We start from the raw sequence: 17019 nt of genomic DNA, 5'->3' as shown, positions 1-17019 counted from the left end.
CGTCGGCACGACGCCAGCTGTGAAGTCGGCTGCTTCCCACGAACGGGCGACAGCAGATCATCCAGAAGTGGACTTGACGCCCTCTGAGACCGTCCAACGCGGAAGCCCACCGCCCCTGGGGCCGGGCCGGATCCGGGTTCGAGAACGGCGTCCTGGTCGAGCGCGTGGAGGCCGCCGTAGCGTGAACAGCAGGGGCCTATGCTGCGGGGATGATCAAGCCCATTGAACTCGTCATATTCGACTGCGACGGCGTGCTGGTCGACAGTGAGCGGATCGCCGCCCGCGTCCAGGTCGCCCTCGGAGGCGAGCTGGGTTGGCCGCTGACCGAGGACGAGGTCGTGGACCGGTTCATCGGGCGCTCGCACGCCGCCATTCACGAGCAGGTCGCCGATCAACTCGGCCCGGACACGGCCGCGATCTGGTCGGCGAGGTTCGAGCAGCTCCACCGGGAGGCCGTGGACGCCGAGCTTGCCCCGGTCGACGGCTTGCCGGAAGCCCTCGACGCGCTCACTCTGCCGACCTGCGTCGCCTCCAGCGGCTCCCACGACAAGATGCGGCACACCCTGGGCCGTACCGGGCTCTATGAACGCTTCGCGGGCCGCATCTTCAGTTCGACCGAAGTCTCTCGCGGCAAGCCCGCCCCCGACCTCTTCCTGCATGCCGCTCAGCAGATGGGCGTCGATCCCGAAGCCTGCGTGGTCGTCGAGGACAGCCGGCCTGGCGTCCACGCTGCCCGCGCCGCCGGCATGCGAGCCTTCGGCTACGCCGGCGGACTCACCCCGGCCGAACGCCTCGAAGGCCCCGACACCGTGGTCTTCTACGAGATGCGCGAGCTGCCGTCCCTCATCGCCGAGCGACAGCCGCCCCTCCGTCAGGTACCGCCCATCCACAAGATTTGACGACGCGGGCTTCGCGCTCTCGCGGCCACGACCGTACCTACTCCAGACGTGGGTCGGGTGCGGGCCGCCGTGGCGGGTTGTGCGGTCGGGGGCGGCCCAGGCGCCGCCCCCGACGGGGTGTCAGCCGAGGCTGACCGGGGCGAGGGTGATCTGGTCGATGTTGGGGGCGTAGGCGGTGGGGTTGGCAAAGGTGACGGTGTTGGCGCCGGCGTTCAGACGGACGGTGGTGTCGACGGTCCAGTACTGGTGCCAGGAGTAGGTGTTGCGGAAGGAGACGGTCTGGTTGGTGCCGCCGGAGGTGGTGATGGTGGCGGCGCGGTCGATGAGGTTCTCGTTGTAGTTGCTGGAGCTGGCACTGTCGTCGTTGGCGTAGGTGACGGCCAGCACGTAGGACGCGGCGGACGGGGCGCTGACGTTGAAGGTGAGGGTGTTGGCGGAGCCGTTGCCGATCCAGCCGACGTACTTGCCGCCGGCCGCGTTCGCGTCGGTCTCGATGGCGGCGGTGCCGCCGAGGGTGTTGGCGGAGGACTCCGCCTGGTAGGTGACGGCGGATCCCGAGTCGGTAGTGTCGGGGGTGACGTCGAGCCGGTCGATGTTCGCCGGGGCCGCGCCCGTGGCGGTGTAGGTGAGGTTGTTGACACCGGCGTGCAGCCAGACGCGGTCGGCACTCTGGTTCCAACCGCTGCCGCTGGTCGGCGTCGTGGCGGTGTTCTTCACCGTGGCGCCGTCCGCCGCGAGTTGGAAGCCGTTGGCGTTGGCTGCGGCTCCGGTCCGGTAGCGCAGGCCGAGTGTGTAGTAGCCGTCCTGGTCGGCTTCGACGGTGAACGTCGTGGTCGCGTTGGACGGGGTGGTGACGTAGCCGGTGCCGGTGTAGCCGCTCTGTGCCGAGGCGATGCTCGCGCCGCCGCCGAGTTGGGCGTTCTCGGCCTCGTAGCCGGTGGCGGAGCCGGTGACGCCTGGGATTGCCGAGGGGGCGGCGGTCAGGTCGATCCGGTCGAGGGTGACCTGCCCGGTGGCGGTGCCGAAAGAGGAGTCGGAGACGCCGTAGGTGAGCGTGTGGGTGCCGGCGGTGAGGTTGACGTACTGGTCGAGGTGGGAGCGGAACAGCCAACTCAAGGTCGCTGGATAGTTGAGGTATGACCAGGAGCCGCTGTCGATGCGGAAGATCTGCTGAGCGGCGGCGGCGGTCTGGTTGCCGTAGAAGGTGCTGAGCAGGTAGCGGCCGGTGGTCGGCACGTTGACGGTGAACACGACGCGGCTGTCGGCGTTGCTGATCGCGCCGACGTCCTTGCCGCCGGAGGCGGCGTAGCCGTAGGGGTTGGACAGGGAGCCCTGGCTGTAGACGGTGGCGTCGGTGATCGCCGCGTTCTCTGCCTCGTACCGTCCCGTCCAGGCGGTGTCGCTCGCGGCCGTGCCGGAGGCGGCGGTCGCCGGGGTGACGATCACCTCGTAGGCGGCCATCGGGTCGGTGGTGGCGACGGGGACGGTGACGGAGCCGCCGGAGACGGTGTAGTCGCCCTCGGCGATGTCCTTCGGCGTGTACGCGGAGCCGTCGTAGCCGGACCAGGTCGTCGACTGGACCGAGACGTGGACGCTGCCGCCGAACACGGAGGACGGGATGTTGTTCAGGACGAGGTTGGAGGCGGCGGAGGTGCCGCCGAGGATGATCCGGGCCTGCTTCTTGCCGGTGTCGAGCGCGGCGATGCCCTGGAGGGTGTCGACGGTGTTGGGGCTGGGCGGGGTGACGGCGACGGTGTCGCCGGTCAGCTGTCCGTACCAGTCGTACAGCCACCAGGAGCCGTCGGGCTTGGCGGTCTCCACGGAGTTGTCGTCGAGGTTGTCGGCGATGTCCCAGAACGCCTGGTCGGCGTCGACCTTGGCGTTCTCGAACATGGACAGCCACTGGACCATCTGGCCGGGCACCGATTGGTCGCGCCGGTCGGCGTACTCGTCGATGTTGACGGGGATGGAGGAGATGCCGAGCGAGGACTCGAGGGACCTGACGCTCGCGAGGTCGGCGGGGAAGCCGCCGTTGATCGAGGTCGTCGAGAGTTCGTGCCAGGTCAGCGTGGTGGGGAGTTCGTTGTGGGCCTTGGCGTACGTGAGGAAGTCGGTGAAGAACTTCGCGTTGTACGTGGCGGTGTTGGGGCCGGCGATCTGTGCGCCGGGGTCGTCTGCCTGGATGCGGTTGTAGATGGTGGTCCAGTCGGCCTCGAAGGTCGCCAGGCCGGTGGCGTAGCCGGAGCTGGACGGGTTGAGGTCGTACCAGTTGCCGTCGGGCTCGTTGAACGGCACGTAGACGTAGTGGCTGTGGTACGGGCTCGCCTTGAGCGAGGCTGCGACGGTGTCGACGGTCGAGGCGTAGGAGGAGATGCCGGGGTTCGGGTACGGCCAGGTCGCGTAGTAGTCCTGGACGTAGACCAGGATCTGCGATCCGCCCGCGTTCACGAACTCTCCCGCGACCTTGTCGGCGTCACCGCCGGGGTGCTGGGCGCCGCCGGGAGGCTTCTGGGCGAGGGTGCGCATGTGGAGCGGCGCGAGCAGAGACGGGCCGGCGATCCCGTTCTGCGCGAGGCCGTACAGGGCGCCGGCGGCGCCGTCGTGGACGGCGCCGGTGTCGGAGCCGAGGTTGACGGTGATCTGCTGGGTGGCGGCGTGGGCGGGGGTGGTGGTGCCTGCGAGCAGCGCGGTCGGCACGGCCAGAGCCGCGGCGACCAGGGCCTTGAGCGGTCTGCGGAACATGGGTGTCCCTTCAAGGCGGGGGTGGGGAGTTGGGCAGGTCTTGCAGGGGTGATCGTCTGTGGGGCGGTCCTACTTGACGGCGCCGTTGGTGATTCCGGAGATGATGCGGCGCTGCGCGACGACGAAGACGGCGACCATCGGCAGGGACATCAGGGCGACGTAGGCGAAGATCAGGTGCCAGTTGTTCAGGTACAGCGCGGCGCTGGCGACCTGGTAGAGGTTGAGCGGCAAGGTGGCGTCGGGGCCGCCGCCCAGGACGAAGAAGGCGTAGAAGACGTCCGACCAGGCGAAGAGCATCACCATGATGGTGGCGGTGGCGATCACGGGCCGCAGCAGCGGCAGGATGATCCGCCAGAAGACGGTCCAGGAGCTCGCTCCGTCGATCCGGGCGGCTTCCTCCAGCTCGTAGGGCAGGGTGCGGATGAAGCCGGTCATGAAGAAGATCGCGGTGGACAGGTACATCCCGGTGTAGACGGCGATCATGCCGGGCTGGGTGTTGGCGATGCCCAGCTGCCGCAGATCCATGACGATGGTGATGACGGCCGGCGGGAGCAGCAGCCCGGAGATGGACAGCGCGTACGCGGCGGCGACCAGGCGTCCCTTGCGCCTCGCGAAGATCCAGGCCGCGCCTGCGCCGAGCAGCAGCACCAGCACGACTGAGGGGACGACGACCAGCACGGAGTTGAGGAAGCCACGCCACATCTGCCCCTCGGCAAGGGCCGTGCGGTAGTTGGTGCCCGGCTGCCAGTGGTGCGGCAGCGTCAGGTTGGGCTTGATCGCCTCACCCTGCGGCTTGGCGGAGGTCACCAGGACCAGCCAGAGCGGGATGCCGATGGTGACCAGGGCGAGAACGAGCACGGTGGCAGGCCGCAGCAGGTGGCGCACAGCGGGGAGGTTCAAAGGAGGACCTGCTCTCGGCGGCGCAGCAGGAGGATGACGGGGATCGCGAGGACCACGACGATGAGGAAGAGGATCAGGCTCATCGCGGACGCCTGCGCGTACAGGCCCTCGCCGAAGACGCGGAACATGTAGATGTTGAACACCTGGGTGGAGTCGGCCGGGCCGCCCTGGGTGGTGGCCTGGACGATGTCGAAGGTGTTCATCGACCCGATCAGCGCCGTCGTCACGTTGAAGGTGACGGCGGGGGCGAGCATCGGGAAGCGGATCGACCAGAAGGTGCGCCAGCCGCTCGCGCCGTCCAGCGCCGCCGCCTCGGTCACGTCCGCGGGGATGGACTTCAGGCCCGCGAGGTAGACCAGCATGGCCAGGCCCATCCACTTCCAGCCGTGGATGACGGTGAGCAGCACCAGCGTCCAGGAGGTCGAGCCCAGCCAGGGGATGTCCACCTGACTGCCGGTCAGGTCGGACAGGATCGCGTTGACCGCGCCGTCCTGCGCCAGCAGCGCCTGGAAGACGTAGCCGACCGCCAGGGCGGAGAGCAGCACGGGCAGGAAGAACACGGCGCGGAAGAAGCGGTTGAAGCGGGTGTCCTTCTCCAGCAGCAGCGCCAGGGCCAGCCCGAAGCCGTTCTGGAAGATCGCCACCCCGACCGCGTACTCGATGGTGGTCCGCAGCGCGGTCTGCAGGGAGCCGTCGTGCAGGATCGACTGGAAGTTCGACAGGCCGGCGAAGGAGATCGAGTTGTGGAAGGCGGACCAATTGGTGAACGGGTAGAAGAAGTTGAGGACGTTCGGTAGCAGGAAGAAGACCGCGAAGACGGCCAGCGCGGGCAGGGCGAACCACCACGGGTGCTGGATGGCCGGCTTGCGCAGGCGACCGCGTCGCCCGGGCCGGGCCGACCCGTTGGTCGGCCCGGCCGAGCGCTGCGACACCTTGCGCTGCTCGGCTTGCAGGAGGTTCGGGGTCATTGTCAGAACCCGCTCACGCCTCGGGCCTTGAGGACCTGGACGAACTGGTCCTCGGCCGCCTGGGCGACCTGCTGCGGGGTCTTGCTGCCGTAGATCATGTCCGCGAGGGCCAGGTGCATGTCGGGCGCGGTCAGGGCCTTGACCTGGAAGACGCCGGTGGCCTTGGAGAGCGCGGCTGCCTGGGCCAGGGCCGTCTGGGGCAGGCCGTCCGGGTTGGGCACGGAGGGCTCGACGGAGACGAGCTTCTGGGCGGCGATGTAGTCCTTGTAGTCGGTGGTGAGCCAGAAGTCGATGAACTGGCGGGCGGCGGCCTCGCGGGTGGCGTCGCCGGTGTTGAAGGCGACCACGCCGTTGGTCTGGTCGGGGGAGTACTCGGCCTGGGCGGCGGAGTTGGCGATCGGGAACCAGCCCAGGGCGTTGTCCATCTGCTGGGTGGTGTTGGACGCCTGGATCTCGCTCTGTAGCGAGGTGACGTTGAGGGCCATCGCGGCGTCGCCCTTCATCAGGGCCTGGCCCTGGTCGACAAAGGTGCCCGTCTTGTAGGTGGACTGGGCCAGGCCGCCGTCGAGGATCTCGGTCTTGTACTTGGTGATCGCCGCGACGATCCGCGGGTCGGTCCAGCTGGCCTTGTTAGCGTTAACATTTTGCCAGAAGGAATCGGGCAGATCCGTCATCTGCACCTGGACCTGCCACTGCAGCGGCCACTTGTCCCCGCCCACCTCGAAGAAGGGTGCGACCCCGGAGTCCTTCGCCCTGATCTGCTTCGCGTCGGCGATCAGTTGGTCGTAACTGGACGGCATGGTGGTGATGCCGGCCTTCGCGAAGTCCGCCTTGTTGTAGTAGACGCCCAATACGGCGGGCGAGGTCACGACGGCGGCGTAGCGGTGGCCGTCGACCTGGCCCAGGCTCTGCTCGGTCGGGCCGAGCAGCTTCACCCACGGTTCGTTGTCCAGCGGCAGCAGGTTCTGCGCGGGGTTGACCATCGGCAGGGTGGACTGGGTGGGCTGCCAGAACGCCAGGTCCGGCTTCTCGCCCGAGGCCAGCTTGGTCGGGACGTTGGACTCGTAGGGGTCCGGGACGACGACGGTGTTGATGGTGGCCCCGGTCGCCTTCTCGAACGCGGCGATGACCTGCTTCGGCTCGCCGACGCTGTTCTGGGCGGTCAGGAAGGTCAGTGTGACGCCCTTGAGCGAGGCGGTCGGGTTGCTGGGCGCGGCACCCGAGGTGGTGACCGGGGCGGCGGACGGGTTCGAACACGCGGCGACCGAGAAAGCGATGGCGAGGCCGACGGCGACTCTGAGGGTCTTCTTCATAAGGAGGACTGCTCTCGCTGAGTGGGGTGGGTTCAGGGGGTGGGTGCCGGGTGGTGCACGTCTGCGCTCTCGCGCACGACGAGTCGGGGGCGCGGGACCGGCGGGAGCGCGGCCGCGGTGGAGGTGCCTGCCAGCACGTCGTGCAGCAGGGCGAAGCAGGCTCGACCCAGGTCGGTGAAGTCCATCTCCACCGTCGTCAGGGCCGGGGTGTAGAAGGCGGATTGCGGCGCGTTGTCGAAGCCGACGACGCTGACCTGACCGGGGACGGGCCGGCCGGCCTCGTACATGGCGCGCAGCACGCCGAGGGCCAGGTCGTCGTTGCCGCACAGGACGGCGGTCACGCCCGGGTCCTGCGCGAGACGCCGGCCGGCGTCGTAGCCGGCCACCGCGTCCCAGCCCGCCCCGACCGGCTCCGGGACCGGCGCTCCGGCCGCCTCCAGCGCGGCCCGCCAGCCCGCGGTGCGACGCGAGGCATGCGTGGTGGACGGGAGGGCGACGTAGTGGACGGTCGGGTGGCCGAGCTCCAGCAGATAGCGGGTGGCCTCGGCGGCGGCTTCGGCATCGTCGATCCAGGCCCTGGGCAGGGAGTTGCTCAGCGGTCCCGCGGGAGCCTCGACCGCGGCCGAGACGGGGTGTCCGTCCGGGACGCAGTCGAGGGCGCGCACGCCCGCGCTGTCGTAGGCGATGACGACGAGGCCGCTGCTGGAGTCGGCGGCTCGGTTGACCGTGGCACGGACGTGTTCGTCCGCCTCGGACTCCAGGACGCTGATGCCGACGGTGAAACCCGCAGCTCGCGCCGCCTCTTCCACGCCCTGCAGCGTTGCCGCGTATCCGTACAGGGTGGTGTTGGAGGTGACGACGGTGAGTGATCTGGTGTCCCGGTTGGCCAGCGCCCGGGCGGCCGCGTTGGGGCGGAACCCGAGGGCCCGGATGGCTTCCTGGACGCGCTCGCGGGTCGCCTCCTTGACGCTGGCGTTTCCGTTGATGACACGCGAGACGGTCTGGTAGGAGACGCCGGCGGCGGCCGCGACGTCCCGGATGCTCACCGACTTGCCGCCTTTGGCGGCCTGGTCAGCGGGGGTATCGGCGCTTGTGTGACCGGTCACAGACATGGCAGGATTGTGACCGGTCACTTTTCTGGATGTCAAGGCTTGGAAACCTGCCCTTCACAGGTCCGTTGCCAAGTCGAGCTATCGGTCAACGAGGAGCTGTCATCGTGCCCCAGGCAACGGCCCTAACAGCGAACCCGCAGGTCAGCGAGATCGACTGGGGCCTTGAGGCCCTTCCTCTGCGGTTTCGGATCGACGGTGAGGGCGCGGTCCGGATCGTCCGCGCCGGTCCCGTCGGGGCCGCTTCGCACACCGAGGGCCCAGGCCTGCCGCTGGTCGAGATACAGCTGTCCGGTTCCGGGCGCAAGTGGTCGGGCGAGCGCAGTGTCGAGACCTCCGCCGGGGCCAGACTGCTCTACCGCGGCCATGAGGCCGACGGCGACGGCACCCGGCCGAGCCTGCGGATCGACCTGGCCGACCCGGTCACCGGCCTCGTCGTCGAGGCCCACTACCGCGCGGTGCCGGGCGTCCCCGTCGTCCGGGCCTGGACCACACTGCGCAACGAGGGAGCCGCGGACCTGACGGTCGAGGCCGTCACCTCGCTCGTCCTGCCCGGCTTCGGCCGGTCGACCGGGCGCGAACGCCTCGCGCGGATCGACGTGCACTGGGCGGCCAGCGACTGGCTCGCCGAGGGGCGCTGGCAGTCCCGCCCGTTGCGCGAACTGCTGCCCGATCTCAGCCGCTTCGCTCACGAGCACGGCCCGCGAGGCTGCTTCGCCCGCTCCAGCCAGGGCAGTTGGTCCAGCGGCCGGTACCTGCCGACAGGAGCCCTCGTCCACGGCGGTGGCCACGCGTGGGCCTGGCAGATCGAGAGCAGCGGCGGTTGGCGCTGGGAGGTGGGCGAGCACGACGCCGACGTGTATCTCGCGCTGCTCGGTCCGCACGACCGCGAGCACCAGTGGCGGCAGGTCCTGCGCCCGGGGGAGGAGTTCACCACGGTCCGCGCCGCCGTCGCTGTCGGCGTCACGGCCCACGGCGATGACGCCCTCACCGCCGCGCTCGCCGCGCTGACCCGCTACCGGCGGGCCGTGCGCCGCCCACACCGCGACCACACCGTCCTGCCCGTGATCTTCAACGACTACATGAACACCCTGATGGGCGACCCGACCACCGAGCGACTCCTGCCCCTGGTCGACGCCGCTTCCCGTGCGGGCGCCGAGTACTTCGTCATTGACGCGGGCTGGTACGACGACGACGCGGAGGGCTGGTGGGACAGCGTCGGCGAGTGGCGCGAGTCCGCCGCACGCTTCCCCGGCGGTCTCGGCGAGGTGTGCCAGGCGATCCTCGCCGCCGGGATGACGCCGGGACTCTGGCTCGAACCCGAGGTCGTCGGAGTCCGCAGCCGCGTCGCCGAACAGCTCCCTTCGGACGCCTTCTTCCAGCGCGACGGCGAGCGTGTCGTCGAGCACGGCCGCTACCACCTGGACCTGCGCCACCCCGCCGCCCGCGCCCACCTCGACGCCGTCGTCGACCGACTGGTCGCCGACTACGCAGTGGGTTACTTCAAGCTCGACTACAACATCAACCCCGGCCCGGGAACGGACACCGGCACGTCCCGCAGCCCAGGCGCGGGTCTGCTGGGCCACCAGCGCGCCTACACCGACTGGCTGTCGGACGTTCTCGACCGCCACCCGGGGCTGACGATCGAGAACTGCGCTTCGGGAGGCATGCGGGCCGACTACGCCCTGCTGGCTCAGGCGCAGTTGCAGTCGACCAGCGACCAGCAGGACCCGCTGCGCTACCCGCCGATCGCGGCCTCCGCGCCCGCCGCGATCGCCCCCGAACAGGCGGCCGTCTGGGCCTACCCGCAGCCCGGGTCCACGGACGAGGAGATCGCCTTCACGGTGGCCGGGGCGCTGCTCGGGCGCGTGCACCTGTCCGGTCACCTGGACCGGATGACGCCGCACCAGCACGCCCTCGTCGCCGAGGGCATCGCGGTCTACAAGCGCCTTCGCGCGGACATCCCGGCATCCACGCCGCTCTGGCCGCTGGGCCTGCCGGGCTGGGAGGACCACTGGCTCTGCCTCGGCCTGCGCGGCGCGGACCGGACCTATCTGCTGGTCTGGCGGCGCGGCGGGGCCGGCGAGCAGGTACTGCCGGTGCCACATCTGGCCGGTTCGCGGACCTCCCCGCGTGTGCTGTACCCGACGCACCGGCCCACCGGTCTCGGCTGGAACGCCGACCAGGGCAGCCTTCGGCTGTCGCTCGCGGAAGAGACCCCCGGCGCCTGCCTGCTGGTGTTCGAGCGTGACAGCTGAGCTTCGCGTCAGGGGGGCGGGGCGGATCAGCCGGCCAGGCCGGGAATGATCTCGGCGCCGGGAAGCCGGGCGAAGGCCCGGCCCGGGACGATCAGCTTGCCGCGACGGCGTCCGCTGCCGACCAGCACGGAGGGGACCGACGCCACGGCCTCGTCGATCAACAGCGGCCAGGAGGCCGGAAGGCCGACAGGCGTGATGCCGCCGTACTCCATGCCCGTCTCGGCGACGGCGGTGTCCATCGGGGCGAAGGAGGCCCGGCGGGCGCCCAGGTGCTTGCGGACGGTGGTGTTCACGTCCACGCGGGTGTGGGCGAGGGCGAGGCAGGCGGCGAGGGTGACCTCGCCGCCGCGCTTCGCGGCGACCACGACGCAGTTGGCGGAGAGCTCCGGCGGCACCTGGTAGGTCTCGCAGAAGACGGTCGTGTCCGCCTTGTCGGGATCGGTGTCCACGTACAGCACCGAGTCGGCGTGCTCCTCGGCGCCCCAGTTCTTCAGGGCCGTGACCACGGGGTCGGCCAGCAGATCGAGGACGTCGAGCGCCTTGCGAGCCGTGGTGAAGTTGCCGAACGGGGGGCGCACGTGCTCGCTCATGGCACGCACTCTAGCGCGCTGCCGACCGTTCGTATTCGGTCCTTTTGCCACCGCGATCCCGGACCTGACCTGTGGGTTGCGCCCCCGCCTGTGGCGTAGCGCACGTTACCGATGGTAATCCTTGCTCCGCTTGTGAAGGCCGTGTGACCGTGCACGAGGCAGGCGGGCAGTCAGCCTGTCGGGAGCCCGGCGACCGGCGCACACAGCGCCGACCTGTCAACACGCCGAACCGCTCCCCTGCTCGGTCGGGTCAGTACCCGCGAGCCCAAGGGTGTGCGAAACCCAGTGCTGCGACGTCGACTTGGCGCGCGCGGAGACGAGTGCGCCCTCGGTCCGTCCCGGGCAGTCTCCGTCGACATTGGAGTGCCATGCGCCACCGCAAGCAGTCTTCTCTCGTCCGTCTCCCCAAGCGCCTCTCCGCGGTGCGCACGAACAAGCGCCTCACCGCCGGTGTCGGTGCCGCGCTGCTGATCACCGGCGCCGCGACCGGAACCGCTGTCGCCCTCACCGGCAACGGCTCCGCGCCGCGCACCGCCGCCGTGGCCGCCGCCCAGGCCATCGCGCGCCCCAGCACCGACACCGCGAACCGCTCCGAGCAGCGTGCGCCGTTGGCCACCCAGTCCGCCGACGCGGCCCAGGCTGCGGCGGCCGCGAAGGCGAAGGCCGACGCCCAGGCGAAGGCATCTGCCGCTGCCGCTGCCCAGGCGCAGGCCCGGGCTGCTGCCGCAGCGAAGGCCCAGGCCGCTGCTGCTGCCCAGGCCAAGGCGCAAGCTCAGGCGAAGGCCCAGGCCGCTGCCGCCGCCCAGGCCAAGGCCCAAGCCGCTGCCGCGGCTCAGGCGAAGGCCGCCGCCGCGGCGAAGGCCCAGGCCGACGCCGCCGCTGCCGCCAAGGCCGCCACCGCGGCTGCCACGCCGACCTACAGTAACGATCTGAGCGGCTGGATCGCCCAGGCCCAGGCCATCCTCGCCGCCGACGGCGACCACGTGCCCTCCGCCGACGCGATCACCGCGCGCGCCATGACCGAGTCCTCGGGCAACCCGAACGCCATCAACAACTGGGACTCCAACGCTGCCGCCGGTACCCCGTCGAAGGGTCTGATGCAGACCATCGACTCGACGTTCGCCACCTACGCGCTGCCGGGCCACACCGACATCTGGAACCCGGTCGACAACATCGTCGCCGCCGTGCGCTACGCGAACGCCACCTACGGCGCCTTCGAGAACATCGCCTACACCAAGTCCGGCTACTGATCCCGGTCACCGCGTCCCACGCGCACGTGCCCGCCGGCGTCCCGACGCCGGCGGGCACGCAACGTTGCGAAGCAGAACGCATCGTTCGGCCGGGCGGCAGCCCGGGTCAGGGATTCAGCAGCGGCAGCAATTCAGTGAGCTCGTCGACTACGGCGTCCGCGCCGACGGCGACGAGGTTCGAGCGGCCCGCGCCACGGTCGACCGCGACGACGGGGGAGAATCCACCCCGCCGCTTCCAGGAAGAGCGCCGGATGCGGCTTGCTCGGCTCTCGCCAACCCTGGGAGATCACCCGTCACGATGCTCGACTCCCCGACGTCTGTCGCATCAGTGGTGGCGCAGGGTGAGCCGGTGAGGGGCGCGCGTCGTCCTTCGGGGCGTTGAGGCCCCGGTGCCTTCTGCGGCCGTCGCCGTTGTCCGGTTCCCGATCACGAATCCGAGGATGGTCAGCAAGATCGGCAGGGCCAGGAGCGCGATGAAGCCGAGCCCGCCGATGACGGGGAGCACGCCGATCACGATCGAGAGCCATCCGAGCCAGGCGGGCAGGGATGCTTCGGCCAGGATGGCCGCTCCCGTGGCGAGTGCCAGCACGGAGACGCCCAGGAGGACCGCGACCTGAGAGTTGTTGTCGATGAAGTTCAAGGTTCGCACCATGTCGACGCGGCCGTTGTGAGCCGCCTGGATCAGGGCGAAGTGCAGGACCCCGTTGACGGCGAAAGCGCCGATGAACAGGATGCCGCCCGCGAAGGCGGTGGTGGGCATCCAGTCGTGGCCACCGTCGGCCTTGCTGAGGGCGATCCGCAGCGCGCCGACGAAGAAGGCCAGCAGGACCAACCCGACGCCGATGACGTAGATCCCGGCGAGCGCTGCGGTTCCGTGGGCCTGGTAGTAGGCGATGACCGAGGCGGCAGAGGCGTTCTGGTTCGGCGCGCTGGGGGCGAGGACGAAGAAACCCAGAACGATGGAGACCAGGAACGCGAGCGCGAGCGGACCCATCCAGCGCGCCATGCGTTCGTTGCTCATGGCGACCTCCTTTCGATGCTGCCGCAGGCCGTCGCCTTGGGGCGAAGATCGTCGCCGCGGTGACGGGGTGCGGTGTCGGTTTTTCTGTGATAAAGGCCTCATAAGCGTGTCATTGAAAGCAAAACACCGCCAATTGGGGCCGGTCGCTGAAGAGCCGCTGTCACCGCGTCCTCCAGCCCCGGCGTGAACACCTGCCCCAACACGCCCAACCTCAGCCGACGCCCCGGGCCCCTCGACGATCCACACCCCGCGAACGGCGGCAACTGTTCACAGGCAACGCCCCGGAGCCAGAGCCGGCGGGGGTGGGTCCGGAGGAGCCCCCGCCGGCATCCCGCGCGGCTCGAAGCAAAACACCGCCAACGGAAGGGCACCCAACCCGCGGTCCGGCCAGAGCGTGCGCGGCACCGCCGGATCGGCCGGGCGGCCGATGCTCCACCCCACAGCCGGAGCCCCCAGCTGTTGACTTCCGCCGGGCGTCCATAGGGGATCACGGCGGTGTCCCCAGGGTGTCTGCTCCGGGAAGACCGACGTCAGCACTACATTCAGAATCTGAAGCCCCGTCAGCACTCTGCATCGGGGGCCCTGTGCCGCAGCTCCCGGCGCTCCCCACCGGGGCCACGAACGTCCTGCCGTCACCCTCCCGCGAGAGCCTCAGTACGTGACCGTGACGGCCGCGCTCTCGCGGTTGGCGCGGTCGACCGAGGTCGCGAGGTAGGTGCAGCCTTCGGGGGCGGCGGGTCCGGTCCACGTCGTGGAGGGCGCCCCTGGGAGGACGGCGATCAGCGTCGTATTGCCCGTGGTGGCGGGGGAGCGGTTGGTGTGGAGGTGGATCGCATAGCGGCTCGGTGCGTGGTCGGTGCGCGCCGACAGGGTCACGGACACCGTTCCGCGGGGCCCTGACGCTGCCGAGACGTGCGGTGGAAGCGGGGGCGCACCGCCCGCGAGTCGTGCGAGGACTGGAGGCAGGGCGGGGTACTGCCAGTGGTCGGCGGCCATCCGGCTCACCCCGCCGATCCGGTCGGCGATCACGTCCGAGCTGCTGTAGAGAAGCTCACCGCTGATCTGCGGCAGTCCCGCGTCCAGGGTGAGATGCCGGGTGAGCTCACCGGGTTCTTGCCAGGCGGCGGGCTGGCCGGCGATGCCCACCCTGGAGACCGCCTGGCCGATCCACAGCTGGACGTCCGTGCCGTCGACGGCGTTCGCCCACCAGCGGGCCAGGACCGCGTAGTCGGAGACCGTCGACCCGATGCTCCAGTACAGCTGCGGGGCGACGTAGTCGAGCCAGCCCTTGCGCACCCAGCCGAGCGTGTCCGCGCTGAGCGCGTCGTAGGACTGCAGTCCGCTCGTGGCCGACCCTTTCGGATCAGTCGAGGCGTTGCGCCAGATGCCGAACGGGCTGATGCCGAAGGCCGCCTCGGGACGCACCGCGCGTACCCGGGCCAGCATCTGACTGACCAGCAGGTCCACGTTGTGTCGACGCCAGGCGGCACGGTCGGTCCAGCCCCTGCCATAGGTCGCGAACGCGTCGTCGTCGGGGAAGGGCGCGCTGCCTACCGGATACGGATAGAAGTAGTCGTCGAAGTGGACCCCGTCGATCTCGTAGCGCTCGACCGCGTCCATGATCGCGTTCTCGACGAAGAGTCGCGCCGCCGGGACGCCTGGGTTGTAGTAGAGGGCGCCGCCGTAGCGGACCACCCAGTCCGGGTGGCGTCGGGCGGGATGACCGGGAGCCAGTGCCTGCATGTCGCTGTGGCGCGAGATGCGATAGGGGTTGAACCAGGCGTGCAGGGCCAGACCCCGCCGATGCGCTGCGTCGACCATGAAGCCCAAGGGGTCGTAGCCGGGGTCCTTTCCCTGAACGCCGGTCAGGTACTGCGACCAGGGCTCGAACGGTGACGGCCAGAACGAGTCAGCGGTTGGACGGACCTGCACGAACACCGCATTGAGGCCCAGCGCGGCGGCCCGGTCGAACAGAGCGGTCAGTTCCCCGCGCTGCTCCGCGGCCGGGAGTCCGGGCCGGGACGGCCAGTTGCTGTTACTGACCGATGCGATCCACTCGCCGCGCAGCTGCCGGCCCGTCCGCAGGGTGGGCGATCGCATGGGGATGCCGGCCGTCGCCCGGGGGACGCCGACGCCGACCAGGGCGCCCGTTGCCGCAGCCGCGGCGGTTCTGAGCAGCGCACGGCGGGATGGCAGGAGCGACGCGGTGGTGGTCTGCTGCTGGTTCGACACAGGTGCTCCCGGGGCGGCCCATGGGTGTGGCGAGTGATGGCTACCACTTGACGGGTCCAGTCATGACCACCGTCCACCGACCAGCCCACACCGCGCGGCCCGGGACCGCCGCGTCGGTGCTAGCCGCGACGTTTCGTTTGGACCCGGGCCGCGTGGGCTCGTAACCCCAGCGCCGACAGCCGCCGCCTTCGTGCCGCGTTTACAACGCCAGCCGCGAAGCAGGATGCCGCCGCCCCGCCGCGAGGCCGCGTGACCAGCTATTGCTGAGGCGGGGCCGAGGTGGGCTGATCAAGACGGCGGCTTACGACCTCGGATCACCAGAGCCGGAACGGCGCCAGGAAAGATCAGCCCCGCGTCCATCGTTCTGCCGAAGTCAGGAGACTCAGCGCTGGGTGTAGATCAGGCCCAGCTTGTCGACCTCGGCGCCGTCGCGGCCGTAGAAGCCGGCGAGCTGCCAGCCGGCCGGTGCCGTGTCGGTGACGCAGTCCGAGGTGGTTGTGCCGCCCGCCAGGGAACGGCCGAGGTTGGTCGTGAACTTGGCGTAGAAGACGCGGGTGTCGCCGTTGTACTGGCCTTCGCACAGCTGGGCCTGCGTCACGTACTCGCCCGCGCCCAGCGTCAGCGTGGAGGGCGTGCCGCCGGTGCCGCCGTGGGTGAGGGTGGTGCCGTCGGCGAGGGTGAGGCCGACGGCGTCGACCCGGTTGCCGCTGCGCAGCGTCAGCGTGGTGGCCTGGGCATGGGCGGGCACGCTGGCCAGGTCGGTGTAGAAGCTTCCGTGCGGGCCGCCGAAGGTGTCGCTCTGGCGGTAGTCGGGGCTCTCCGCCCAGGAGAAGTTCGTCAGGATCGGGTCCATGTCGGAGAGCATCAGGCCGCCTGTGTCCAGGAACTTGGCGTGCTCGTTGTTGTAGCCCGTGGCGTTCAGCGTGACCAGCGGACTGCTGCGGTAGAAGGTCTTGTTGGTGATCTCGCAGGTGTTGGTGATCGCCGCCTCGTCGCACATGAGGTTCGGCGCACCGGCCGCCGGCGCGACGCCTCCCTGCTCCAGCTGGACCCAGGCGTCGGTGAGGCCGTTGGCGGCGACGAAGCCCTGCAGCTGGTCCGCGCCGCGCGTGTAGCGGCTGTTGGTGTCACCGGCGATGACGACCGCGTTCCCGGCCGAGTTGGCGGCGATGAAGGACGTCAGCTGCTGCCACTCGTTCTCGCGGGCGGTCTCGTCGCCGCTGCTGGTACCGGCGTTGGTGTGCAGGTTGTAGTAGTCGACGTACACGCCCTCGGCCAGGCGCAGCCGGGAGAAGGAGAAGCCCTTCGGCGTGAAGCAGTCGCCGTTGTCGGGGTAGCAGCTGCTCCATGCGGTGCGCTGGAAGTCGTCGTACGGGTAGTTCGACAGCTGGTTGAGGCCGTCGCCGACTCCGGCCGGGCCGCTGGTGGCGGTGCGGTACAGGTGGTTGTCGCCGGCGTAGATATAGGCGTGGTAGTCGAAGTCCTCCTGCACGTTGACCACGTCGTACGGAGGCAGCCGTAGGCCGATCTGCGTGGCTGCGTTCTCCATCGACAGCGTGGTCGGCGGCTCGTGGACCACAGGCAGACCGGCGACGTTGTAGTTGAGCAGCGTGAACGATCCGCTCGGGGAGGCGATGGTGGCGGCAGCTGCGGGCACGGCCTGGCCGGTCAGGGTCAGGCCAACCGATGAGAGCGCTAACAGGGCTGCTGCCAGGGAGATGCGGGACGACCTCATGG

The 17019-nt window shown here is 70.0% G+C and carries 11 protein-coding genes and 1 pseudogene; 3 read left to right on the top strand and 9 right to left on the bottom strand.

Features of this window, described 5'->3' with window-relative positions; all coding sequences use genetic code 11:
• Positions 1-209: 209 nt before the first annotated feature.
• Positions 210-899 (top strand): HAD family hydrolase, encoded by a 690-nt coding sequence (locus tag DN069_RS06495; protein WP_111499868.1) that lies wholly within the window; start codon positions 210-212, stop codon positions 897-899.
• A gap of 120 nt (positions 900-1019) precedes the next feature.
• On the opposite strand, the gene DN069_RS06490 is transcribed toward DN069_RS06495, so the two are convergent.
• The 5 genes from DN069_RS06490 to DN069_RS06470 form a co-directional block, all read right to left on the bottom strand.
• Positions 1020-3641, bottom strand: a complete 2622-nt coding sequence (locus DN069_RS06490; RefSeq protein WP_111499867.1) for a carbohydrate-binding protein — start codon at positions 3639-3641, stop codon at positions 1020-1022.
• A gap of 69 nt (positions 3642-3710) precedes the next feature.
• The gene (locus DN069_RS06485) at positions 3711-4541 is read right to left on the bottom strand and encodes a carbohydrate ABC transporter permease (protein ID WP_111499866.1); all 831 of its coding nucleotides are present in this window, start codon (positions 4539-4541) and stop codon (positions 3711-3713) included.
• On the bottom strand, positions 4538-5509 hold the full coding sequence (locus tag DN069_RS06480; protein WP_111499865.1) for a carbohydrate ABC transporter permease: 972 nt from the start codon (positions 5507-5509) through the stop codon (positions 4538-4540). The genes DN069_RS06485 and DN069_RS06480 overlap by 4 nt, the downstream gene beginning before the upstream one ends.
• A 2-nt stretch (positions 5510-5511) precedes the next feature.
• Positions 5512-6822, bottom strand: a complete 1311-nt coding sequence (locus DN069_RS06475) for an ABC transporter substrate-binding protein (RefSeq protein ID WP_111499864.1) — start codon at positions 6820-6822, stop codon at positions 5512-5514.
• Between the two features lie 32 nt (positions 6823-6854).
• On the bottom strand, positions 6855-7934 hold the full coding sequence (locus DN069_RS06470; RefSeq protein ID WP_111499863.1) for a LacI family DNA-binding transcriptional regulator: 1080 nt from the start codon (positions 7932-7934) through the stop codon (positions 6855-6857).
• A 104-nt stretch (positions 7935-8038) separates the two neighbouring features.
• Between DN069_RS06470 and DN069_RS06465 the strand changes: the two genes are divergently transcribed.
• Complete coding sequence (locus DN069_RS06465) at positions 8039-10189, top strand: alpha-galactosidase (RefSeq protein WP_243638956.1); 2151 nt, start codon at positions 8039-8041, stop codon at positions 10187-10189.
• Positions 10190-10215: 26 nt separating this feature from the next.
• Here DN069_RS06465 and DN069_RS06460 read toward each other — a convergent pair whose 3' ends face one another.
• A complete protein-coding gene (locus tag DN069_RS06460; protein WP_111499861.1) occupies positions 10216-10779 on the bottom strand; it encodes a YbaK/EbsC family protein in 564 nt (187 codons plus the stop codon).
• Positions 10780-11147: 368 nt separating this feature from the next.
• Here DN069_RS06460 and DN069_RS06455 point away from each other — a divergent pair, with 368 nt between their 5' ends.
• A complete protein-coding gene (locus DN069_RS06455; RefSeq protein ID WP_111499860.1) occupies positions 11148-12029 on the top strand; it encodes a lytic transglycosylase domain-containing protein in 882 nt (293 codons plus the stop codon).
• A gap of 325 nt (positions 12030-12354) precedes the next feature.
• Here DN069_RS06455 and DN069_RS06450 read toward each other — a convergent pair whose 3' ends face one another.
• The 3 genes and pseudogenes from DN069_RS06450 to DN069_RS06440 all read right to left on the bottom strand — a co-directional run bounded on the left by DN069_RS06450 (position 12355) and on the right by DN069_RS06440 (position 17017).
• Positions 12355-13050: a hypothetical protein gene (locus DN069_RS06450; RefSeq protein WP_111499859.1), complete on the bottom strand. Its 696-nt coding sequence runs from the start codon at positions 13048-13050 to the stop codon at positions 12355-12357.
• Between the two features lie 978 nt (positions 13051-14028).
• Positions 14029-15246 (bottom strand): annotated as a pseudogene (locus DN069_RS06445) (glycoside hydrolase family 10-like protein); the annotation flags it as partial.
• Positions 15247-15664: 418 nt separating this feature from the next.
• Complete coding sequence (locus tag DN069_RS06440) at positions 15665-17017, bottom strand: jacalin-like lectin (RefSeq protein WP_207892068.1); 1353 nt, start codon at positions 17015-17017, stop codon at positions 15665-15667.
• Positions 17018-17019: the final 2 nt, after the last annotated feature.

This window comes from Streptacidiphilus pinicola (genome assembly GCF_003258295.1).
GTDB classification, from domain to species: domain Bacteria; phylum Actinomycetota; class Actinomycetes; order Streptomycetales; family Streptomycetaceae; genus Streptacidiphilus; species Streptacidiphilus pinicola.
The sequence above is the reverse complement of the archived record's forward strand: the minus strand, read 5'-3'. Positions and strand labels throughout refer to the sequence as shown.